Genomic DNA, 22,159 nt, shown 5'->3' with positions numbered 1-22,159 from the left:
ATGCCAGAAACTATTACTGCTATCTACGAAAACGGGGTTTTTCGTCCCTTGAGTCCTTTGTCATTGAATGATGGGGAAACTGTGCAAATCACAATTGTAGCGGAAGTGTCGCCGGAAGAACTCAAGGGCGATCGCGAAAAGGCGATTAAGTTGATGGATGTGCGAGGATTGGTGCGTTTGCCAAAGAAACAGGGTAAGCTCGATCGAGCAGAATTAATCAAGCGCGCGCAGCAGTGGCGGGAGTTGATGCAAAAAATGGAACCGCTACCAGGTAAGCCTATCTCAGAAATCGTTATCGAGGATCGTGGCCCGTGGTAAATGCTTATTTTCTGGATACTAGCGCTTTAGTCAAACGATACGTGCCGGAAATAGGCAGTGACTGGATTTTATAGATTACCGATCCTGCTACAGATAACCATTTAGCTATTAGCCAGATTACTTGGGTGGAGGTACACAGCGCTTTTGCACGCCGTCTGCGGGATAGAAGTTTGTCTGCGGAGCGTTTTGATTTAATTGTGCAAAAAGTTAGGGAGGATTTTGAAAATGAATACCGAGTCATAGATGTCGATCAAACTTTGATAGAAACAGCCACCGAATTGGTGATGCAACATCCGCTGCGCGCTTATGATTCTGTACAGTTAGCCTCTGCTTTGCGCTTTCAATCTACTACTCTCCTTTCCCAGCCAGAAACTCAACTAATTTTTGTTTCGGCGGACAACAGATTGCTGGATATTGCTCTGTCGGTAGGGTTGGCTATTGACAATCCTAATAATTATCAGTAATCAAGATGTTTGTAGTGAGGAATGCCAGTCTCCATAAAAATCAGAGGACTTGCATTCCTCACTAGAAACTAATTTGAGTGCGATCGTTATTTAGAGAATTTCTTTCAAAGTTTTAACTAAGATTTGATTCTGTTCCTCCGTACCTACACTAATCCGCAATTTGTCTTCTAATCGCGGCTGATTGAAGTATCGAATCAATATTCCCCGTACTTTCAGTGTTTGATAAATTCTTTCTGCATCGCCGCTTGGTGGCCTAACTAACAAAAAGTTGGTTTGCGAGGGCCAAACTTCAAAGCCTAATTCCTGGAAACTAACGGCTAGTTTTGCTCGCGAAGCCTTAATCTTTTCGGCGTTGGCTATTTTGTGGTCTTGATCTGCGATCGCAGCCGCCCCCACTGCATAGGCTAAAGCATCTACATTATAGCTGTCTTTGATTTTATTTAATTCTGCCAGCAGCGCCGGATTTGCTATGCCAAAACCTAGCCTCAATCCTGCGAGGGAATAACCTTTTGAAAGCGTCCTCAAAACTATAACATTACTGTACTTTTTTGTCAAGTTCAAAGCATTTTCTTCGGCGAAATCTACATAAGCTTCGTCGATGACAATAATGCCCGATAACTCTTTAGCCAGTTTCTCCAAATCTGCAACAGATATCGCTGTTCCCGATGGACTGTTTGGCGAAGCTACAAATGTCACTGCACCCTGGGCTGCTATTAGCAAATCGACTGGTAACTTGTAGTCGTCGGGATAAGGAACTTCAACAAATTCTGCATCTTGAATTGCTGCCAAAGTGCGGTACAATACATAGGTTGGCGCGGGACAAACAATCTGTTTCCCAGATTCGCCCACAGCGCGAACTATCAAATTTAATAAATCGTCGCTGCCGTTACCTACAACAATCCAATCGTCAGCAACTCCCAAAACTTGACTAGCAGCAATGCGGAAAAGTTTGCCAGTCGGATCTGGATAGCGGCGCAGCATTTCTCCGTCTATTTCCTGAAGCACTTTTAAGGCTTTGGAAGAAGGCGGATAGGGATTTTCATTAGAATTTAGTTTAATAATTTTTGTGCCTAGCGGGGGCTGTTCCCCCGGCACATAGCCAGACATTTCGTGGATGTTTTTGCGAAAGTAATTCATCTATTATCTGCGTTAATCTGCGTTAATCTGCCTGCATCTGCGGTTAAAAATATCATATCAAACAATTAGTGACTATCCGGGTTATACCCAAATCAAGTAACTTTTGCATATCCGCTCGATCGTCCACCGTCCAGGCCACAATGTCAACTCCCTGACTCCGGCTTTCTTGAATTAGTGCGGGGTTTTCCAGCAACACGCGATACAGACTGCTAATCAAATTATCCCGATGCGCCACAACTTGAGCTAATTGAGTTTTGTATGCTTCTAGATTAGCAACAATGTGTCCGATCGCCAAATCGCCAGATAGCCGCCGCACTTGTTCCAGAAATCCATCGTTAAAGGAGGTAATAACGCATTTATGTTGGATGTTTTCGCCCTTCAGAGTATTGACAAAATCAGCGACATCTGAATCAGACCACTCACAGTGCGGCTTGACATCAAAGTAAAGAAATTTGTCAACATTTTTGAGGATAGCTAATGATTCTTTTAAGGTAGGAATTTTTTCTTGTGAAAATTCATCGCTAAACCATTTTCCCGCATTAAGTGTCTGCAATTGAGACAGAGTTTTTTCCCTAACTTTGCCAGAAACTCCAGTGATTCTATCTAATGTTGCGTCGTGAAAAATCACTGGTACGTTGTCGGCGGATAGCTGGATGTCAAATTCGATCGAATGAGCTCCACGGGCGATCGCCAGTTCAAAAGCTGCTAAAGTATTCTCCGGGGCGATCGCCGAAAATCCCCGATGTGCAATAATTTCTAAATTCACTATCTTGTGCCCTCTAAAAACTCTGTCACAGTTTGATTAAAAGTTTCCGGTTCAGTCAAAAAAGACCAGTGATTACCCGGTACTTTTGCAACGGTAAGATTTTTCAAGTATCTATTGTATGGCTGCATTTGCCAAGCCATGCGATTTACGCCTTTTTCTGGCTGTACAAACAAAGTCTGGATATCAATATTTTCAGTTAAACCGGCAACTTTCATCACTTCTGCAAATATCTGATTTCTGGCTGTAATCGCAAATTTACTGCCCCAAGTTCCGTCGGATTTTTGTTCGATTTGGTGTTGGAATACCATTTGCTGCACGTCACTCCAATCTGCGTATTCTCCCGATTGTTTTGCTGCTGCTTCTGCTTGGGATAAAGTCGCAAACGGCCCCACACATTTGAGACAGTCTAATTTTCGGTAAACAATTGGCAGGGTGAGTTTCATCGCGGCGGGCAGTTTTGTGATGAAGATGGGGTCTACTAAAATCATACTGCAAAAGCGATCGGGATTTTGCCTAGCCCAAATCGCTGCTAGTTTGCCCGTCCAAGAATGTCCTAAAATGTGGGCGTCTGACCAGTTGAGATGTGCCATCAAAGCTTCTAAATCTGCGATCGCACTTTCAAAAGTATAGCCTGTTTTTGGTTTGCCACTTTCTCCGTGACCCCGCATATCTGGCGCTACAATATGATAGCAGTTGGACAAGTAATTGCCGAAGCTAGTCCAGACAGACGCACTATCTGCTAAACCGTGTAACAGCAGCAAACGCGGAACTTTGTCTTTCCCTGTTTCTGGCTGCCATTCTAGGTATGAAAGTTCGATTTCTGGTAAGTGCAAAGTGTTGCGTGTTGGCATGACTGGCGGTAGTTAATTACTTTGTTGAACACTCGGCGGTTGAAACCGCTGATCATCTACAAACGAAGTCCGCCTTCGCTGACTAAAAAATAAGGCATCCTCATACTAATTTTGGGTTTTCAAACTCAACAAGATAAACTGAGTTTTCTGCGCTTCATCAAAATTGTCATCGCTGACCAAAACTAGACTCTGGCTGCCATCTGGCAAGCGCGGGCCGAGAGTCATCCCCTCTAAATTGTAAAGCGGAATTCCGAGTTGGCTTAAGTCTAGCAGCAACTTTTTCTTAACAGGTTCGACCGCCACTCGTCCTTTGAAACTCTGAATTCTCGAAGTATCTGTAGCCGCCCCAACCGCTAATTGATAAATCCTAGCGCTGTATCCCGACAGCCCAAAAGAACGTTCTAAACTCAGAATCTGACCGCCACCGACAGTTACTAATTCTGTTAAACCGTTCAAAATAGTCATGGGAACTTGGTCGAGATTGTAAAGATTTTCTGAGACTAATTGCGGCGTTTTATCGACGATGATATAGTGTAAAAGACGCAGTTTACTTGCCTGTTCTGGGTCTAAATCTTGCATTAACGGCGCTTCCGTAGCTGCAAACAAACGAAACGGATCGAGACCGCCTGGACTAAATGTTTCTGGGTCGATGGTTAAAGATTCAAAACCTAAATTGTCTACCACTCCTTGCTGCTGTTTTTCATCGCTGGCATCGGGAATATAGCGCTTTGGTATTGGCAAATTTCCCCGCATTTGCCCTGTTTTAAGGTCAAATTCTCCGAGAAAAGGAGGGATACCAACATGAGTAACGCCTTCGCTGGCGACAAATACTGAGTTGCGGGGAGAAAGGGCGATGCCTTCGGGATTGATGGAACCCCAAGAGAAGGTTTCACCGTCTGCTTTTTTGAGGGAGATAACGCCGTCAACGGTAACTTTTTTCAGGCGAATATTGCCGGGGTCACTTGATGTGAGGTCGAGTTGGAGACTGTAAAATCTGGCTTCTCCGTTTTCGCTGGGGTCGTCGGAAAGAGCGTAAAAGCGATAAGCTTTGGAAGTGACTGCGCTAATACCTTTGGGATCGTAGGTAATTCCTGACAAACCGCCGACTGGTACTCCTTCAAAATTGATTTTTGGCAATTGGTATTCGCCCAAAAATTCTAGAGACATTTCTGGAAAAGAGCGGTCTCTAGCAACTACGGGAGTGGGGGCGCAAGCTGTGCAAACAGTTAAGAGAATTAGGGCTAGACTGAATAAGCGTAAAATGCGTTGGCGAAGCCCTCGAAGAGGATCGCCCAGCGTCTTTAAATCCCAATAATTGCTCAGTGCGGTGACATTTATTTTGTTGCTCTTGTTGAACAGTTTGCTTTTGTGCCATCTTTGTGACATAATTTATACCGTTTTGTAGATATGCAAAACTTGATGTTTCCAGAAAAGATGCCGAATCGCGGCCACCAAATTTTGAGAATGAGAAGTTCTGTGCCAATTGGGTGCTTGCTTTTCTTGTGGCTGTGTGCGGGTTCTATTGCTAGCGCCCAAACTAATCCACCAGGCCTCGATCAATTTTCCCCTAATCCTCTAGAAATTACCACACCCGATCCCCTAGCTCCCGCTAACGAATCTTTGAGCAGCACTCAGCGGGACGAACTGACAGCGGCTTTGGAAGAGTTAAACTTAGAAGCAGCGGCTAAACTGCAAGCTGGAGAGGGCGCCGGTGCTTTTGAAATTTGGTTCCGAGAATTGCGGCTGCGGAGGTATCTGGGGCCGGCGGCGGAAATTGCTGCTTTGAGTCGGGTAGGAAGTGTTGCTTGGAGTAACGGTAAAAACCTGGAACTACAGCTTATTACCAAACGGTTGCAAGCAATTCAAAAAGAAGTCAAATCCCAAGTACCACTTAATACTGAGTTGCTCCCCGCCTTCGCTGCGGCTTTTCAGCAGGTGCGCGCTAAAGGGCCGACTGTAGAAGTTTACCAAGAAATTCTCGAAAATGCGCGCCAAAACCAAGATATATTGGCCCAAGGTCAGATTTTGAAGGCGATCGGGCTAATTCACATCAATTGGTTGAGTTACGATAAAGCTGCTCCAGTGTATGAAGAATTGGCAACTTTAATTCAGGAAAACCGCGATTTATTTGCTGCTAATTCTGCTGTGCAAAATTCTGCTGTTGTTGCGGGAAACGGTGCGCCGCCGCAGCCTGTAACTCCTCCAACTGAGGTAGATGCTCTAAGACAGTTGGCCTACGTTTACCAACAGTCAAAACAACCCCTAAAGGCGATCGCAGCCAGGGAAAAACTAGCATCAGTGTATGTCAACCTGCAAAATCCCAGCGCTATACCACCGCTCAAAATTGCGATCGCTAGTGATTACCAAACCATAGGTCAAATCAATTTAGCCGCTCAATACTATCAGGAAGCCTACAATTTAGCCGTCCCCATTCAACAGTATGCCCAAGCTAGCGAAGCTTTGGATAAATTAGCTTTACTTTATCGAGCGCAAAAGCAGTGGGAGCCTACTTTGCGGATTTATCAAATGCAGTTGCTGTTAGAAGAGCGGGCTTACAATTTCTACGGATTGATGAACACTTATGACAATATCGGTCAAGTTTATCAAGAGATGAAGGCTTACGATAAAGCTTTGGAATCCTATCAAAAAGGGTTGGACGTGGCTAAAAGATTGGGACACAGACAAGAGTATTTTGCTAAGAAAATTCAAAAAGTTAACAAGCAATTGCAAAGAACTTCGTAGTTTTCAGCAGGCAATAAGGCCAATTTGCAATGTGAGTAATTTAAATGCAGTAAGGTGTGCAATGCACACCCTACAAAACTACTTTAGACTCGTAGGTTTCTCGCGAGATAGAGTAATATAGTACATCAGTTTCGTAATAACGAGCATTTTTTTCATATTTCATGCCAACTTTCTGTATCACCCGCTGAGAGGCGATATTTTCTGGGCGTGCGATCGCAACTATTCTATCCAACTTTAATATTTGAAATCCATAGTTTAGACTAGCAAAAGATGCTTCAGTCGCCAATCCTTGATTCCAATAAACTTTGTCGAGGGTATAGCCTAGCTCAACTTCCGGTGTCTTGTCCAGCAAAACCAGTCCGCAGCGACCAATCATTTTACGGTCTATTTTATGTACTAAAGCCCACATTCCGAAGTTGTTTTCTTCCCAACTTTTGAGCATGGTATGAATGGCGATTTCTGTTTCTTCTCTAGTTTTAAATCCTCTCAAGTATTTCATTATTTCTGCATCACTGTAGATGCGGTACAGATCGTCTAAGTCGTCTGGCGTAAATTGTCTCAGATACAATCGGGCTGTCTCTATTTCTTGCATGATTAATATAATTTATACGCCTAGATTAGGATACCAGTTTTGATAAGTCTTGCTACAAACATTTTGGTTGGATTTCCTTCCTCAACTCAACTAAACTACTTTTGACTGGTAGATTTTTCGCGAGATTGAATAATATACTCGCTCGGAATGGTCGAGGTTATGCTGGTATCTCATCCCCACTTTTTCCATTACCCGCCGCGAGGCGAGGTTTGAGGTATGTGCAACAGATCCAATTTTTTTGAGTTTCAATACTTCAAATCCATACTTGAGGCTAGCCGCTGCAACTTCCGATGCTAAACCTTTCCCCCAATACGCTTTTGCTAACACGTAACCGACTTCTACTTCAGGTGTTTTGCCTAAGAAGCGAAGCCCCCCGTCGCCGATTAATTGGTTATTTTCTTTATTGACAACAGCCCACAAACCGAAAGCGTGTTTTTCCCAATCTGCGATTATCTGAAATAAATCGGCTGCTGTTTCTTCTCTATTTCTGACGCCTTCGCTCAAATACTTCATCACTTCTGCATCACTGTAGATGCGGTACAGCTCATCTAAGTCGTCTGGTGTAAATTGTCTCAGATACAATCGGGCTGTCTCTATCTCTTGCATGATAAATATAACTTATACCAGTAGATTATAATACCAGTTTTGTCTGCCTACAAACATTTTGGTTGGGTTTCGTTCCTCCAGCCAACCTGCTGTTACAAGAAAACACTCTTTGTGAAACAGGCATTTTGCCTGTTACTGATATTAGTGCCAAATATTCATTCTATTTGTTACAATTATTAACTAGATATATTGTACAGTTTTTGCCATCAATGACTATTTCCTCACCAGTAGCAGACACCAAAAACAGATCCGGCCAGGAAACAGACTGGCGGTTATTCATGAGGTTGGCATCTTACGCAACCCGCAGCAAACGCTTGCTGATTATTTCGATCGTACTATTAGTACCGCTAGCAGTCTCAGGAGCAATTCAACCCATTCTCATCGGACAGGCAATTTCGGTAATTCGCGCGGAACCTACCTACGAATTCCTGCGGGGAGTGCCTTTATCTGCTGCATTGAATATTTTGGCTATTTTGCTCATGCTAACTATAACACTTAGATTAGCACTGCAATCACTTCAAGGCTATTTAGTCACCAAAGTAGGGCAAATAATTACTACTGACATTAGAAATGATTTGTTCGCGCACGTCACATCGCTAGCAGTGAGATTTTTCGATCGCACTCCTGTCGGTAAATTGATGACTCGCCTCACCAGCGATGTAGAAGCTTTGGGAGAGGTTTTCTCTTCAGGGGCGATCGGCATTGTCAGCGATTTATTTTCAATTTTAGTAATTGCCATTTTCATGTTTACCATGCAGTGGCAACTAGCTTTAATGTTGGTGCTGATGATGATACCAATTACCGCAGTCATAGTTTATTTCCAGTACCAATATCGCATAGCAAATTACAATACCAGAGAAGAACTTTCCGAACTAAACGCCCAACTGCAAGAAAACCTGACTGGTATTGGCGTAGTGCAGCTATTCCGCCGCGAAAGCTTCAATTCACAATTGTTTCGTGTCACCAATAAACGCTACATTAAAGCAGTTGACAAAACTATATTTTACGACTCAGCCGTATCTGCGACATTAGAATGGATTGCTTTAGTGGCGATTGCAGGGGTTTTGTGGATGGGCGGCCAAAGAGTTTTAGCCGGTAATCTTAACTTCGGTACTCTCTCTGCATTCATTTTATTTGCTCAGCGTCTCTTCGATCCGCTGCGGCAATTTGCCGAGAAATTCACCGCTATTCAAGCAGGATTTACCGCCGTCGAACGGATTAGCGATATCCTCAACGAACCGATCGAAATTAAAGATCCAACCAGCGAGGAGAAGGAAGAAGGAAGAGGGAAGAAGGAAGAGGGAAGAGGGAAGAAGGAAGAGGGAAGAGGGAAGAAGGAAGAAGGAAGAAGGGCAGGTTATTCACCGTTGTTGATAACTGGACATCCAGAGGCAACGGCTTACAACTTGTCTCCGTTCGATCGAGAATTGGCAGATAATCATCAAAATCCAGCAAGTTCCGAATATCGTTTAGTGCCTAACAATCCCCAATCACCCCCCGCCAATCCCACCTTGCTAAGGGGAGGAGAAAATGCCCAATCGCAGAATTCAGAATCGGGAGAAATCCAATTTGACAACGTGTGGTTTGCTTACAAAAAAGACGAATATGTCCTGCAAAACCTCAATTTCACCATCAAATCCGGCGAAAAAGTAGCATTAGTTGGCCCCACCGGTGCGGGCAAAAGTTCGATTATCCGTCTTCTCTGTCGCCTTTACGAACCTAGCCGAGGACGGATTCTGGTTAATCATGTGGATATTCGGGATTTGCCTCAAGCAGAGTTACGCAGGCACATAGGCGTAATTATCCAAGATGGCTTTCTATTTGCTGGTGACGTGAAGAGCAATATCAGCCTGGGAGAAAGTTACTCGATTGAGGAAATTCAAGCAGCAGCAGAAAAGACTAATGTTGCCCGTTTAATCGAACAGTTGCCTCAAGGCTATGATACGCAATTGCGGGAACGGGGAACCAATCTTTCGGGGGGACAAAAGCAATTATTAGCGTTTGCTCGCGCCGCCATTCGCAATCCCAGTATTTTAGTTCTAGACGAGGCAACTGCTAGTTTGGATGTGGGGACGGAAGCTTTAATTCAACAAGCTCTAGAACGTTTGATGGTGGACAGAACGGCGATAATTATCGCCCACAGGCTCTCGACTATCCGAAATGTCGATCGTATTTTAGTGCTCAAACGTGGGCAGTTAGTAGAATCTGGCAGCCACGAAGAGTTGTTGCAGCTAGAAGGGTTGTATGCCAGTTTGTACAATTTGCAAATGCTGGGAAGTTAATATCTGAAGGAAGAAGGAAGTTCGGCAACGGATTCGCTCCACGGATGTAACGGATGTAACGGATGTCAGGAAGAAGGAAGAAGGAAGAAGGAAGAGGGAAGAAGGAAGAGGGAAGAAGGAAGAGGGAAGAAGGAAGAGGGAAGAAGGAAGAGGGAAGAAGGAAGAGGGAAAATTCTCGGAATCTCGCGATACCCGACTTCTTCAAGAAGTCGGGTATCTAAAATCTAAAATCTAAAATCTAAAATCGGATCACTTGCCCGAAATCATTTTCCCCAGGGTTTCCGGCAAGTGAATTATATGTTGGAAAAGCTGATTTGGGCCGATGCCAAACAATAACTGCATCGCCAGCACAATCGCAGCTAAACCAATCGCTGTACCGATGCTGGCTTTCAATACTTTAAAAGCCCAATTAAACACCAGCCAAGATACAAGTAACGAAGCAATTAAAATAATTAGTTCTATTGGCATATAACATTTTTAACTTGATTTTAACTCTACATAACTTACGCATCAATACCAAAGAAACCGGGTTTTTTATCTGTGTTAAAGGCTTAAATGCAATATTTCCGTAAAAACCCTGTTGCTGCGTCCAAGATTACTCCACTTATTACTTTAAGCAATACTGCCGCGCTTCCGTGTTTCCTTATAAGAAATTCCGACATTTTTTAAGCCGGCTTTAATCATTTGCTGCTCTAACAAAGCGAAAAAGCGACTTCGATCGCCCCCCGTGACTACCGCTTGATTGTGAGCTTCTGCTAGAGTCACCGGATAGCCGCCGCCTTTGTGTACTTGAGCCAGCATCATTCCTAATGCTAAATCTAGCTGTGCTGTATCTTGTGCTACCCATTCCGGCACTTCTATTCTAGCAATTTCGGTGCCAACGTGAACGTAACAGAAATAAACTGAATTGAGCCCGTACAAATCTAAAATTCGAGCTTGGGATTTCCATAAAGGGCTTCTTTGTCCCGGTGACAGGATTGTTGCCCACAAAATGGCATCCCGCAAGGGTTCAAATTCTTGACAAGGTGCTTTTTCGGCGAAAGAAATTGTGGCGGAAAATCCGACGTTCGGGCAATTTGTCATGCAGTCTGGTACTTCGTGGGTGCAAGCTTCAAACCGCAAAAAAGATAAGCTTTCGCTGCTGCGAGAAGCGCTTAAGTATCCTAACAGCGGAATTCCTGCTAAACGCAACTTGTCCCAAGCTTCTAAAATTGGCAGCAAAATTTGATCGCGCGCTTCGCTGGGTAACTGTTCCAAAAACCAATAAATCAGGGAACCGTCTACCATTGCTAAAGCTGGCGCGGGCAATTTATTGTCGTTAACTTTTGCCCAATTGCAGCCCATTTCTGCTAAGGCAATTGCTTCGGAAACTGCCCGCCGGTATCCCATCCATTCTTCGGTTCTAATTCCCCACTGTCGCGAACCGTACAAGTCTTCGGGTTTGTAGAAAACCTCGGGCACACTGTCTAAAACTGGGTGGCGGCTTTGTCCGTAGTGCAGCATGACTGTGCCGACGTTTAGCAGGTAGCAGTAGGCTATTTCGTGATGGTTGGGGGAAATTTGCGATCCGTCTGTGGCAAAGACTGTGTGAGAGGCGGGGGGTGCGGTGATGTAGGTACGATCGGATAATGGCTCGATCGGCGTGGCAGCATTGAATAAAGTGCGATCGCGCCAATTCTCTTGCAATTCCACCAATTTTTCCTGTTCCGCTGCCGCCTTTACCAGCAAATTCTGAGCCACTTCCAAACGTTGGCGAGCCGCGTGAGCTTCCACATTCAAATGTTGGCTCATTCCCTGCATTGCCTTCGCTGCTTTAGTTAAATCGAGCATAGGTTTTAAGTCTCAATATTAGAAAGCTTTCAAGCTGAGAAATTATCAAAACACTTTTCATTTTTTTGTGCCGAAGCTTGTTTTTTGTCATACACGCGGTTTGATAAACTAAAATATTTCATACCAGCCAGAATAAATAGTAGTAAAAAAACCTGGTTTTTGAGGTCAGAAGTACCTGCAATAGTCTAAAAAAAACACATTTTTTTTAGTCGAGATCCTTGCTTTTTTGAGGAATTTCTGTTATATTTATCTTATAATGGGATGGTGAGAAAAATATTATTTTTGCCACCATCCCATTATATTAAAATACCATGTCTACGCCGCAAAAGTCAACAAAAAAGATGTAAAATTTTGTGATTTTTTTTTGACTCTGAAGAGCGAAAAAAATCACACCTGTCAATAAATCTAACATCAACAGTCGATCGGCAGCCAATCTGCAAAATCTCCGGCAAACTGCGACAGAGAAAGCAATTGAACTGGTGGATTTTGAGCCACAGATTCCCGTTCTGGCAAAGTATTGTAACCCCAATCAGCCAAAAATAACCTCACCTGAGATAAATCCGGCTGCTGCTTCACCGACAGCAAAGTTTTTAACCTATCTTCCACAAACCAAATAGTCGAATCTTTGCCAGATGCAGCCAAAAATTCCCGCAAAATTTGGTGTTTCGGCTTGTTGTATTCCTTACCAAAAATTAACTCCGACGGCATTTGTACGCCTGCTAGCTGCAAAAGTTCCCGCACAAAACGGCCTTCCTTCGTAGTGACGATCGCCACTTTCACCGAACTCTCCTGCAACGAGTGCAAGCGATCGGCAACCCCTGGATAAAAGCGGTGCAAAGACAGCCACCCAGCTAAATCCTCAGCAATCCAGTTATCGCGCAATCCATCTAACATAGCGCCTACAGACTGCGCTTTCAAATTATTATCAGTCAATAAATACGGTACTATATTGGGCCACTCTAGCAAAATTTGCTCTGGGGAAATTCCTGTCACCAATGCGCGGATCAGCAGTGGCATTTCCCAACCGGTTTCGATGGCGGGCCGCACTCGGTAAAAGCTCAAAGCTAAATCTGGATCTGGCACTGTTTCGACTGGTTTCCAGATTTGACAGTAGGTACGCCAAGCTGTTTGGAAATATTCGATTAGTCCGTCACAAATCACACCGTCAAAATCAAGAGCTAGAATTGTCGGAAAGTTATTAGTCATCAATCGATTTTAGATTTTAGATTTTGGATTTTGGATTGAAGAATTGAAGAATTGAAGAATTGGAGAATTGAACAAAGCGATATCACTGATGAATCCGGGGACTTTTTAATCGATTTTAGATTTTGGATTTTGGATTGAAGAATTGAAGAATTGAACAAAGCGATATCACTGATGAATCCGGGGACTTCTTATTGGAGACTATGTTTTTTATTTGGACACATCTAAATTCGGGGGCTTGTACCCTGGCTGCTTTCTGTCACTGGATTGAAGAATTGAAGAATTGACTATGCAAACACTCAGCAATGATTGGTCAAGAGTGGTTATTAAAAAGACTGAACTAGCGGTTGAGCGGCAATCGATTCTAGTCCTTGGGACTGCAACAATTGCGTCCACTCGGTCGTCAGCCGCGAATCATCGGGTGCGAGGCGCCGCATTTCGGCTAGAGTAGCAAGAGTCTCGTACCAAATCCCATTTTTAGCATAAGCAATCACCTTAGCCATAGGGTCGGGATTTGCCAAATCTTTCTTGAGATTTGCCTGGGGTTCAATTCGCTGCATCCATCCTTTAACAATATAATCTCCAGAACGCTCCAGAGGATCGCAGGCTAGTGCAAACGACCACACATATCGCTTACCAACCTCAATATTTTTTGTCTGGTCTTTCTCAGAAAGGCTAACTCCAACAATTCCGGCTTTGTCATTTTTGATAGTAGTTTCGTAAACTACTTCGGATTCATCTTCGTTTAGCAAAATAAACTCTACTTGAGCCGCCGGTTGAGAAACATATACAAAAAATGTTGGCGATTCTGTTAGCGTTAAGCCAATATTGCTTTCAGGTACTAAGGGAGTAATGAATAAACCATCGCGTAACTTACAGCCTCTATGCGTCCCCCCTTGTCGGTTGTCGGGGGCTGTTACATCGGGAGGTTTGAAATTAACATTCTGACTCAGCAGAATGGGTGCAGGCACAGCCTGCATCGGTGTCAGCAAACTGGGGAGAGTAACGGCGATCGCCAATACAGTCATCACCAGTGCAGTAAAATTTATAAAACGTTTCATTTTTCCACCAACTTGTAGAAATATTTATAGAGCACATCTCTAAATGTTAACCCGGAGTTTTAGCCCCGGGCGCGATCGAGTAAATGGGTCAATTTTCACATCGCCATCGGCTGACCGACAAAACTTCAAGAAATATCGAGATTTAAAGAGGGGCAACCAGTGGTTGAGTTGCAACTGATTCCAGTCCTTGGGACTGCAACAATTGCGTCCACTTGGCTGTCAGCTTGACATCCCCCGGTGTCTGACGTCGCATTTGGGCTAAAGTAGCGAGAGTTTCGTACCAAATCCCATTTTGAGCATAAACGTTGAGCCTAGTCATCGGGTCGGGATTTGCCAACTCGCTCTTGAGAGTTGCCTGCGGTTCAATTCGCTGCACGAACCCTTTAACAACTAAATCTGCAGCTCGGTCTTCGGGGTCGCAAACCATCGAAAACGACCATACATATCGCTTGCCAACTTCAAGGGATTTGTTGTTGTCCACGGTAGCAGGAATGGTAACTCCAACAATCCCAGATTTGTCTAGTTTAAAGGTTTTTTCGTAGACTACTTTGTCTTCCTTTTCGTTGAGCAAAGTAAACTCTATTTCGGGCGAAGTGTTAGGAATATAAACAAAAATTGTGGGAGAATCTGTTATGGTTAAACCGATATTAGTTGGAGGCACTAAAGGAGTAATAGATAAACCCGCTGGACAAAGCTTGTTGCCGCGATGTGCCCCTCCTTGTCGGTTGGCGGGGGCTGTTACGTCTGGAGGCTTGAAATTAACATTTTGACTCAGCAGAAGCGGCTGGGATTGTGCGCGCATCGGTGCAAGTGAACTGGGGAGGGTAGCTGCGATCGCAGATACGGCGACCGCAAGTGTAGCGCGATGTAGAAAACGTTTCATTTTGTTTTACCTTTCACTATAATTGCAAACACAGGCATTCGCTGATGGCGACAAATATTTTTGAGATGCTAGTCGAGGGCGCAGATACACAATTTATACCTTGACATATCATCAATAACATTAATTAATTCGAGCGGCAAGTGGATTCTCTGTCGGAATAATCATGTTGCCAAGGTCGCAAGTATCATTGAATACAGTTGCTCGGTACGTACTGTAAATTATTGTAACAAATTGGTCGGAGTTTCCGAGTGTTCTAAGATAGAAGAAGTCTCCGGCAGGTTGCAAAGGCGAAACAACTGCTGTTCCAGAAACGAGTCAAACTTTTATGCTCGGATAATGAGTAAAATATCTAACAAAATTCGATCGGCAGCGGCTCAATTGAGTCAAATGTATAAACCATCACTAGCATTGGCTAAGTCTGTATTAATTGCCAGCGCGGCAGTAACATTATCCTTAATGGGGGCCAGACAGCTAGGAATACTCGAACCCCTAGAATTAAGCGCTTACGACCAAATGGTGAGGTGGCGTCCCGAGGAACAGCCAGACTCACGTTTGCTAGTGGTGGGGATTACCGAAGCAGACATTCAGAAACTCAAAGAGTGGCCAATATCCGATCGCAAAATAGCTGAAATATTACAAAAACTCGACAAAATGCAGCCGGCAGTCATCGGTTTAGATGTACTGCGAGACGTACCTTTAGGAGACGGGCGCGAGGAATTAACTAAAGTTTTACAAAAAAGCGATCGAATTATTGGGGTATGTTTAGTCACCGACGGAAGCCCGGACAATCCCGGTTCTCCGCCTGCGCCGGGGCTCCCACAAAACCGGGTGGGATTTGCAGATTTCGGAGTCGATCCGGGTGGCATACTCCGCAGGGCTTTATTATTTATGAAACCGCCGACAATTGAGGGCAACTCTTCTGCCCAAAAACATCTTTGCAATGACGATTCTCAAGTTTTATATTCCTTCAACCTCCAGCTAGCACTCCGCTACCTGCAAGGGCAAAAAATCTATCCCAAACTGGCACCAGATCAATCTTTATGGCTGGGAGAAACCCAATTAAAACAACTAGCAAGTAATGACGGAGGATACAAAAATGCCGATGTCAGGGGATATCAAATATTAATTAACTATCGTTCCCGGCGGCAAGTCGCAAACCAAGTCAGAATTACGGATGTTTTAGAAGGGAAAGTTGACCCGAATTTAGTTAAAGATAAAATAGTTCTCATCGGTTACACCACAGAAACCGTTAAAGATTTATTTTATACTCCTTACAGTGGGCGACAGCAAAGCAACCAATTCATGCCGGGGATCGTGGCACACGCACAAGTAGTCAGCCAAATTTTGAGTGCAGTTTTAGACAACAGACCGATGTTTTGGTTTTGGCCGCAATGGGCAGAAATCATGTGGATTTCGGCATGGTCAATTGTCGGAGGAACCTTGGCATCGCGGATGGCTCACCCAGCGAAGTTGACAGTGACATTCGGAGCACTGCTGTCGGTGTGCTGCGCGCTCAGCTTTGGGATTTTTCTCTTAGGAGGGTGGGTGCCTGTGGCAGCGCCAGCCTTAGCATTAATCCTAACTGGCGGTAGCATTGTATCAGCAGAGAGATTTAATAAAGCCGGATACGGGAAAGCAATTAGCGATCGAGTAAAACAAGTCTTCAAAATCGAAATAGACCAAGCCAAAAAAGAACAGCAAGTCGCAGAAATCACAGAATCGGATTTCTTTAAAGAATTACAGCAAAAGAAAGATAAACTGAGGATTAGCAAACAAGAAACCTCTGAAAAAGCACCTTCCGAACCCCAAGAAATAACTGCCAGTACCCCAGAGCTTCCCAAGGCCGAAAGTCAGACAGACGATTACTTAGCTCAGTTGCAGGAAAAAGCCAAACAGCAGAAGCAGCGCACCGCCGTGACTGAATCGGAAAGTAGCTCAAAAACGGGTGTTCCGAACGGTACTGGTTGTGGTGCTAGTTCAGCCGAAACCAAACCTGATGACGAGTTCAGCGATTTGCAAGCCAAAGCCAAACAGATGCGGCAGCGCAGGGGCGCACAAAAGAGCATAAAAGATGAAAAAATGGATAGTCTAGCTGACAAGGAGGATTTGGGGGGCAAGGAAGAATGACCGAGTACTCGACTGCATCGAGAATTGCATCATAATTATTGATTCTCGCCGTTTCTTACCCTCATACGCATCATGTCCAAAATCATCTCTGTCCACTCTTACCGGGGCGGAACTGGCAAATCGAACACGACAGCAAACCTGGCATCTATTATCGCTCGCGGCGGAAATCGGGTCGCCATTGTTGACACAGACATTCAATCACCGGGGATTCACGTGCTGTTCGGTTTCAGCGAGAGCAACATGGATCACTGCCTGAATGATTACCTGTGGGGCCGGTGTCCGATCGCGGATACGGCGTACAATGTGAGTTCGCTGCTGCCACCATTAGCCAGTAACGGCAACCTCTACCTGATTCCTTCGAGCATTAAAGCAGGGGAGATAGCGCGAGTTTTGCGCGAAGGCTACGATGTGGGACTGCTTACCGACGGCTTTCAAGAACTGATCGAGGTTTTGAACTTAGACTACCTATTTATAGACACGCACCCGGGGCTCAACGAAGAAACCCTCCTCAGCATCACCATTTCCGACATCCTGCTGCTGATTCTGCGTCCGGATCAGCAAGATTTTCAGGGAACGGCTGTCACGGTAGATGTGGCCCGCAAATTAGAAGTTCCCAAAATTTTGATGACGATCAATAAAGCCCCAGAATCCCTTGATTTCGAGGATTTGAAGCAGCAAGTAGAGAGTATTTACAACATCCCAGTGGCAGGGGTACTGCCCCACAGCGACCAGATGATGCTGCTCGCCAGCAAGGGGGTGTTTGTGCTGCACTTCCCTAACGACCCTCTAACTCATGTGGTGGAAGGGATTGCGAAACAGATTGTGGGATAATTGGTGTAGCGAATGTCGATCGCCCGCCCAGGAGTTTCGCTTTCGCTCTCAATTCTTGCGGAGCGATGTCCTCCTGCGTATCCCGAATATTTGGTTAAAGAGTCAAGAGAATGGCGACAAAATGAGATACAAATAGATTATGAGAATTTGTTAAAAAACTTTAGGAGGAGAACTCATGGAATTTGACTTCCGCATACTAATAGTATTGATGCCCGTATTGTTGGCGGGCGGCTGGGCTGCTTACAACATCGGCAGTATAGCTCTCAAACAAGTGCAGAAAATGTTGAACAAGCAAGCTTAAACTCAGCCTCTTTTCAGGTAACTCCACAGCCGACTGTTTTTTGAGATACAAAAACAGTCGGCTGATTTGTGCATTGGCTCTGCTTAAGTGATGGCTGATTGTTGGCGGGCAATTTACGACTGCAGAGAGATGGGGCGAAAACAAAAGAAAAGTTAGATTTAAAAGTTAAGCAGAAACCGGGTACGCTTAAGCAAAATACTTTGTTGCAGCAAACGAGCCTGGGTAAAAAACCTAGCTGTGAAAGTAGGGCGATCGCGTAACTCCGGATTTTGATGTTTTGAGATCTACTCAGGAGTTATGAGTAGAGTTATAAAAATATTTGGTAAGCACGTTATCGCACAAAATATGAGACAATCACAAAAGTATTTGCCCTGACAATCGCCCTCAAAACTACGAAGTTTAACTGGTAGGGAAGATAGGTCAAATTGTCAATGTTAAATTCCTATATCTTTAGATAGATTATGCTTTTTCCCCGATCGAGCGGCATATTACTCCACCCCACATCCTTTCCCAGTCGATTTGGCATTGGGGACTTGGGAATGGAAGCATATCGCTTTATTGACTTTTTAGTAGAGAGTGACCAGCTATACTGGCAGATATTGCCGCTGGGGCCGACAGGATACGGCAATTCTCCTTATTCATGCTATTCAGCAATGGCGGGAAATCCGCTGCTGATCAACCCAGAACTGCTGCGGAACGATCAATTGCTCGCAGATGAAGACTTCGCTAATTTGCCAGAATTTCCGCTCGATTATGTAGACTTCGAGCCGGCGATCGCCCTGAAAGTGTCTTTGCTTAAAAAAGCTTGCGAAAACTTCAAAGCCAAAGCATCGCCGGTGCAGCAAAGAGATTTCTCAGCTTTTTGCGAAAGCAAAGAGAGTTGGCTGGAAGATTATGCCTTCTTTATGGCACTAAAAGATCACTTTGGCGGTGTTAGCTGGAACAATTGGGAACCAGAAATTGCCCGTCGAGAACCCAAGTCCTTAGAAAAGTGGCGCAAGCAGCTAAATGCTGAGATTTATTACTACAAATACGTTCAGTTTGAGTTTTTTCGCCAGTGGACGGAGTTGAAACGCTATGCCAACCAGCGCAATATTCAAATTATTGGTGACATTCCGATTTATGTAGCTCACGACAGCGCGGATGTGTGGTCGAATCCCAACTTATTCTGCTTAGATGAAGCCAGCGGAGAACCAGCTTTAATGGCGGGAGTTCCCCCTGATTACTTCAGCAATACAGGTCAATTGTGGGGGAACCCAGTATACAATTGGGAGAAGTTGCAAGCAACTAATTTCGAGTGGTGGGTGCAGCGTTTTGAAGCGATTTTCTCTTATGTAGACGTGACTCGGATCGACCACTTTCGAGGATTTGACGCTTACTGGGCGGTGAAGCGCGGACAAGAAACTGCGATCGAGGGAGAGTGGATTAAAGCGCCGGGAACAGCTTTGTTGGATCTAATTAACGAGAAGTTTGGCAACTTGCCGATTATCGCTGAGGATTTAGGGGTAATTACTCCAGAAGTGGAAGCTTTGCGCGATCGATACGAGTTTCCAGGAATGAAGATTTTGCAGTTTGCTTTTGGCGCGGGCCCTGGCGATCCTTTTTTGCCTTTCAACTACGATCGCAATTCCGTAGTCTACACCGGCACCCACGACAACGACACGACTGTCGGCTGGTTCAATCAACTGCAAAACTACGAAAGAGATGAGGTTTTGCGTTATTTGGGCTGCATCGATCCCCAAGGAATTCACTGGTCTTTAATCCGCATGGGTTGGATTTCTGTTGCTAATATGGCAATTGTGCCGTTTCAAGATTTGTTGGGTTTGGGTACAGACGCGCGGATGAATTTTCCGGGGAAACCAGAGGGAAATTGGGGCTGGCGGTATCGGCCAGAAGCTGTGAATTGGGAAGTGCGCGATCGGCTCAAAACTATGACTTACATCTCCGGGCGCGCTCCTAATAAACATTGAGCGTCGGGAAGGGGTAGTTGGTAATGGGTAATTGGTAATTGTTAATGGGTAATATCAAATCTGTTAGCATCGGAATTATTCCTATCTATCTACTCTTAATCAGCGTCAATCCCTTGTCATCTGGGGTTAATACATTCTCTTTTTTTTACCGCAGATACAGGCAGATAAACACAGATGAACGCAGATGAATTCTATCAGTTCCGGTTGCACCATCCGTGGTTGACGGTTGACTGGATTTGACTATTCCGATGCAACCGGGTTTGATAGAATGGGTAATTGGTAATTGGTAATGAGTGAATCAAGACGGACATTCTAATTAAACTCTGTGGACTACCCGCTATTACCTATTACCCATTAACAATTACCAATTAACACTCAGCCTTCATTCTGGGGCGGTGCTGAAGGCTTGAGTTCACTTGCTTTAAAAACAACTTCTTTGGCGACTCCAGGATCTCCGAGTTGTTCGGCTTGTCCGTTATTAACAGCAACCATTACCCCGCCGGCGTTACCTGCTACCACTACCAATTGCTTTTGAGCCCCCCAGGTGCGAACAGTCCCGGTCGGCAAAGTTCCCTCAAACTCTGTTTTACCATCGACTTCAACCTGCATCCATGATTCTGCTTTAAAAGTGACGTTAACCATCACTGGTTTATTGCCAGATTTATTTAAATTTTGACCGGTTCTTACTGCTTCGACAGCCTCGTAACTATCCGGTTTCTGATTTTGTGAGGCTCCTGATGCCTCAGCCGCTAAACGAGCTTGTTCTTGCTGCCCAAGCGCTCGTTCTTCGGCTCCCGCACCATTTTTTGCGGTCATAGAACCGCTCATCAACTGAGATAAGACATTGACCGAACAGATAATTAGAAATGTGTAAAAGAGGTAGAGGTGCATCGGCCGCAACTGAGGCGCATCTTGCCAGGATAGCTTGGTTCTCGATCGGGGCGGCGGTTCGATCGGGAAAAATTCGGCAAACTGATTTCCGTCCAAACCCATTGCTTCAGCGTAGCGCTTGATCAAACCCTGAGTGTAGACGGGTTCGGGAAGTTGGTCGAGTTGACCGTCCTCGATTGCTTGTAGCAGATTCCGCCGAATCATTGTTACCACGGCTACTTTGTCCAAACAAATCGACTGCTGTTCGCGGTATTGACGGAGTTTAGTTCCAATTTCCGCTAGCTTCTTCTGAGCTGTTTCTGGCTCTTGGGAGTGCAGTTTCTGCTTAGTGGTTTTGAAGAATAAAAACAATAAATTCTTTGTCATATGCTGTGCTCCGGGGAATTTACTGGCACGCTTATTGATGTTAGGTTGACTAGATTCCATAAATAAATAATTTCCGCATCTTCTAGGGGTCGGCAGCAGCCTGGTGGCAATATTGGCGAACCGGGCCGCTGCAATTGAATCGGGCCAATGGCTGTGCGGTGCAGGCGCACCACGGGATATCCCAAGAGCTCGGCTGTTCGCCGAATCTGTCGGTTTCTGCCTTCTGATAGAATGACTTCTAACAGAGTTTGGTCTTGCGCGCGATCGATAACTTTAACTTTCGCGGGCAAAGTTTTTCTGCCGGACAAGATGATGCCCTGACGCCACGCTTCCAGTATGGGTTCCGGGGGATCGCCGCTCACCCAAACCTGATAAGTTTTGGCGATCGAGTGACGCGGATGGGTCAAACAAAATGTCAGCTTACCATCATTGGTGAGCAAGAGGGCGCCGGTGGAATCTGCATCTAAGCGTCCTACGGGGTGGATGCCTTGACCGGAGCGCAGTTGGGGTGGCAGCAAGTCGAGAACTTTCGATCGGGCCCTTGGATCGCTGCAAGTAGAAACTACGCCTGCCGGTTTGTTGAGCAACAGATAGACCTTTGCGGGTCGATCCGTTGGTTTCACCGGGACTCCATCGACTTGGATGAGATCGCGATCAGGATTCGCTTTTTCTCCTAAGCGAACAATATTGCCATTAACTCGGACTCGTCCAGCTACAATCATCTGTTCTGCAAGACGGCGAGAGGCAATGCCCCACTGGGCTAGGATTTTTTGCAGCCTTTCATCAGACATGACGGGAGTGTAGAAATCCCCAACGAGCCAGCGGTGGGGAGGAAACACGACACGGTTAATTGATTAACCGTACTAGCAATGCTCAATTCCTGATTGGGAATAAATTATAATGCTGACCAATTATTACAGGACGCCCGGCCTGGCAAA

At 45.0% G+C, this 22,159-nt stretch carries 22 protein-coding genes; 9 read left to right on the top strand and 13 right to left on the bottom strand.

What is annotated here, in order from left to right:
- Both QUB37_RS05505 and QUB37_RS05500 read left to right on the top strand, forming a co-directional pair.
- The gene (locus QUB37_RS05505; RefSeq protein WP_333159877.1) at nucleotides 1–318 is read left to right on the top strand and encodes an antitoxin family protein; all 318 of its coding nucleotides are present in this window, start codon (nucleotides 1–3) and stop codon (nucleotides 316–318) included.
- Nucleotides 319–443: 125 nt separating this feature from the next.
- Nucleotides 444–782 (top strand): type II toxin-antitoxin system VapC family toxin, encoded by a 339-nt coding sequence (locus tag QUB37_RS05500; RefSeq protein WP_333159875.1) that lies wholly within the window; start codon nucleotides 444–446, stop codon nucleotides 780–782.
- A 90-nt stretch (nucleotides 783–872) separates the two neighbouring features.
- On the opposite strand, the gene hisC is transcribed toward QUB37_RS05500, so the two are convergent.
- The 4 genes from hisC to QUB37_RS05480 all read right to left on the bottom strand — a co-directional run bounded on the left by hisC (nucleotide 873) and on the right by QUB37_RS05480 (nucleotide 4,922).
- A complete protein-coding gene (hisC, locus tag QUB37_RS05495) occupies nucleotides 873–1,919 on the bottom strand; it encodes a histidinol-phosphate transaminase (RefSeq protein WP_333159873.1) in 1,047 nt (348 codons plus the stop codon).
- Between the two features lie 52 nt (nucleotides 1,920–1,971).
- On the bottom strand, nucleotides 1,972–2,685 hold the full coding sequence (locus tag QUB37_RS05490; RefSeq protein ID WP_333159871.1) for a glycerophosphodiester phosphodiesterase family protein: 714 nt from the start codon (nucleotides 2,683–2,685) through the stop codon (nucleotides 1,972–1,974).
- Nucleotides 2,685–3,536, bottom strand: a complete 852-nt coding sequence (locus QUB37_RS05485; RefSeq protein ID WP_333159869.1) for an alpha/beta hydrolase — start codon at nucleotides 3,534–3,536, stop codon at nucleotides 2,685–2,687. The genes QUB37_RS05490 and QUB37_RS05485 overlap by 1 nt, the downstream gene beginning before the upstream one ends.
- A gap of 105 nt (nucleotides 3,537–3,641) precedes the next feature.
- The gene (locus QUB37_RS05480) at nucleotides 3,642–4,922 is read right to left on the bottom strand and encodes an esterase-like activity of phytase family protein (protein ID WP_333159867.1); all 1,281 of its coding nucleotides are present in this window, start codon (nucleotides 4,920–4,922) and stop codon (nucleotides 3,642–3,644) included.
- A gap of 33 nt (nucleotides 4,923–4,955) precedes the next feature.
- Between QUB37_RS05480 and QUB37_RS05475 the strand changes: the two genes are divergently transcribed.
- Nucleotides 4,956–6,278 (top strand): tetratricopeptide repeat protein, encoded by a 1,323-nt coding sequence (locus QUB37_RS05475; RefSeq protein WP_333159865.1) that lies wholly within the window; start codon nucleotides 4,956–4,958, stop codon nucleotides 6,276–6,278.
- 70 nt (nucleotides 6,279–6,348) lie between these two features.
- Here the strand turns inward: QUB37_RS05475 and QUB37_RS05470 are convergent, their stop codons facing one another.
- Together QUB37_RS05470 and QUB37_RS05465 are read right to left on the bottom strand one after the other, a co-directional pair.
- Nucleotides 6,349–6,870, bottom strand: a complete 522-nt coding sequence (locus QUB37_RS05470; RefSeq protein WP_333159863.1) for a GNAT family N-acetyltransferase — start codon at nucleotides 6,868–6,870, stop codon at nucleotides 6,349–6,351.
- Between the two features lie 90 nt (nucleotides 6,871–6,960).
- The gene (locus tag QUB37_RS05465) at nucleotides 6,961–7,476 is read right to left on the bottom strand and encodes a GNAT family N-acetyltransferase (RefSeq protein WP_333159861.1); all 516 of its coding nucleotides are present in this window, start codon (nucleotides 7,474–7,476) and stop codon (nucleotides 6,961–6,963) included.
- Nucleotides 7,477–7,685: 209 nt separating this feature from the next.
- Between QUB37_RS05465 and QUB37_RS05460 the strand changes: the two genes are divergently transcribed.
- The gene (locus QUB37_RS05460) at nucleotides 7,686–9,758 is read left to right on the top strand and encodes an ABC transporter ATP-binding protein (protein WP_333159859.1); all 2,073 of its coding nucleotides are present in this window, start codon (nucleotides 7,686–7,688) and stop codon (nucleotides 9,756–9,758) included.
- A 62-nt stretch (nucleotides 9,759–9,820) separates the two neighbouring features.
- On the top strand, nucleotides 9,821–9,979 hold the full coding sequence (locus QUB37_RS05455; RefSeq protein WP_333159857.1) for a hypothetical protein: 159 nt from the start codon (nucleotides 9,821–9,823) through the stop codon (nucleotides 9,977–9,979).
- Between the two features lie 28 nt (nucleotides 9,980–10,007).
- Here QUB37_RS05455 and QUB37_RS05450 read toward each other — a convergent pair whose 3' ends face one another.
- The 5 genes from QUB37_RS05450 to QUB37_RS05430 form a co-directional block, all read right to left on the bottom strand.
- Entirely contained in the window at nucleotides 10,008–10,226 is a 219-nt protein-coding gene (locus QUB37_RS05450; RefSeq protein ID WP_242720424.1) for a hypothetical protein, read from the bottom strand.
- A gap of 144 nt (nucleotides 10,227–10,370) precedes the next feature.
- Nucleotides 10,371–11,588: a DNA double-strand break repair nuclease NurA gene (locus tag QUB37_RS05445; protein ID WP_333159853.1), complete on the bottom strand. Its 1,218-nt coding sequence runs from the start codon at nucleotides 11,586–11,588 to the stop codon at nucleotides 10,371–10,373.
- A gap of 411 nt (nucleotides 11,589–11,999) precedes the next feature.
- Nucleotides 12,000–12,794, bottom strand: a complete 795-nt coding sequence (locus tag QUB37_RS05440) for an HAD hydrolase-like protein (RefSeq protein WP_333159851.1) — start codon at nucleotides 12,792–12,794, stop codon at nucleotides 12,000–12,002.
- 323 nt (nucleotides 12,795–13,117) lie between these two features.
- On the bottom strand, nucleotides 13,118–13,852 hold the full coding sequence (locus QUB37_RS05435) for a DUF928 domain-containing protein (protein ID WP_333159849.1): 735 nt from the start codon (nucleotides 13,850–13,852) through the stop codon (nucleotides 13,118–13,120).
- Between the two features lie 142 nt (nucleotides 13,853–13,994).
- Nucleotides 13,995–14,735, bottom strand: a complete 741-nt coding sequence (locus QUB37_RS05430) for a DUF928 domain-containing protein (protein ID WP_333159847.1) — start codon at nucleotides 14,733–14,735, stop codon at nucleotides 13,995–13,997.
- Between the two features lie 336 nt (nucleotides 14,736–15,071).
- Between QUB37_RS05430 and QUB37_RS05425 the strand changes: the two genes are divergently transcribed.
- From QUB37_RS05425 to malQ, 4 genes are all read left to right on the top strand, one after another.
- Nucleotides 15,072–16,862: a CHASE2 domain-containing protein gene (locus QUB37_RS05425; protein ID WP_333159845.1), complete on the top strand. Its 1,791-nt coding sequence runs from the start codon at nucleotides 15,072–15,074 to the stop codon at nucleotides 16,860–16,862.
- A 72-nt stretch (nucleotides 16,863–16,934) separates the two neighbouring features.
- Complete coding sequence (locus QUB37_RS05420) at nucleotides 16,935–17,693, top strand: MinD/ParA family protein (protein ID WP_333159843.1); 759 nt, start codon at nucleotides 16,935–16,937, stop codon at nucleotides 17,691–17,693.
- A gap of 175 nt (nucleotides 17,694–17,868) precedes the next feature.
- Nucleotides 17,869–17,994, top strand: coding sequence for a photosystem II protein Y (locus QUB37_RS05415; RefSeq protein WP_333157538.1), 126 nt, complete (start codon nucleotides 17,869–17,871; stop codon nucleotides 17,992–17,994).
- 461 nt (nucleotides 17,995–18,455) lie between these two features.
- The gene (gene malQ, locus QUB37_RS05410; RefSeq protein WP_333159841.1) at nucleotides 18,456–19,964 is read left to right on the top strand and encodes a 4-alpha-glucanotransferase; all 1,509 of its coding nucleotides are present in this window, start codon (nucleotides 18,456–18,458) and stop codon (nucleotides 19,962–19,964) included.
- Nucleotides 19,965–20,339: 375 nt separating this feature from the next.
- Here the strand turns inward: malQ and QUB37_RS05405 are convergent, their stop codons facing one another.
- Nucleotides 20,340–21,221, bottom strand: a complete 882-nt coding sequence (locus tag QUB37_RS05405; RefSeq protein ID WP_333159839.1) for a RodZ domain-containing protein — start codon at nucleotides 21,219–21,221, stop codon at nucleotides 20,340–20,342.
- The gene (locus QUB37_RS05400; protein ID WP_333159919.1) at nucleotides 21,218–22,012 is read right to left on the bottom strand and encodes a pseudouridine synthase; all 795 of its coding nucleotides are present in this window, start codon (nucleotides 22,010–22,012) and stop codon (nucleotides 21,218–21,220) included. The genes QUB37_RS05405 and QUB37_RS05400 overlap by 4 nt, the downstream gene beginning before the upstream one ends.
- Nucleotides 22,013–22,159 lie beyond the last annotated feature (147 nt).

This window comes from Microcoleus sp. AT3-A2 (assembly GCF_036705685.1).
Taxonomy (GTDB): domain Bacteria; phylum Cyanobacteriota; class Cyanobacteriia; order Cyanobacteriales; family Microcoleaceae; genus Microcoleus.
This window is presented reverse-complemented; position numbering and strand designations above follow the sequence as displayed.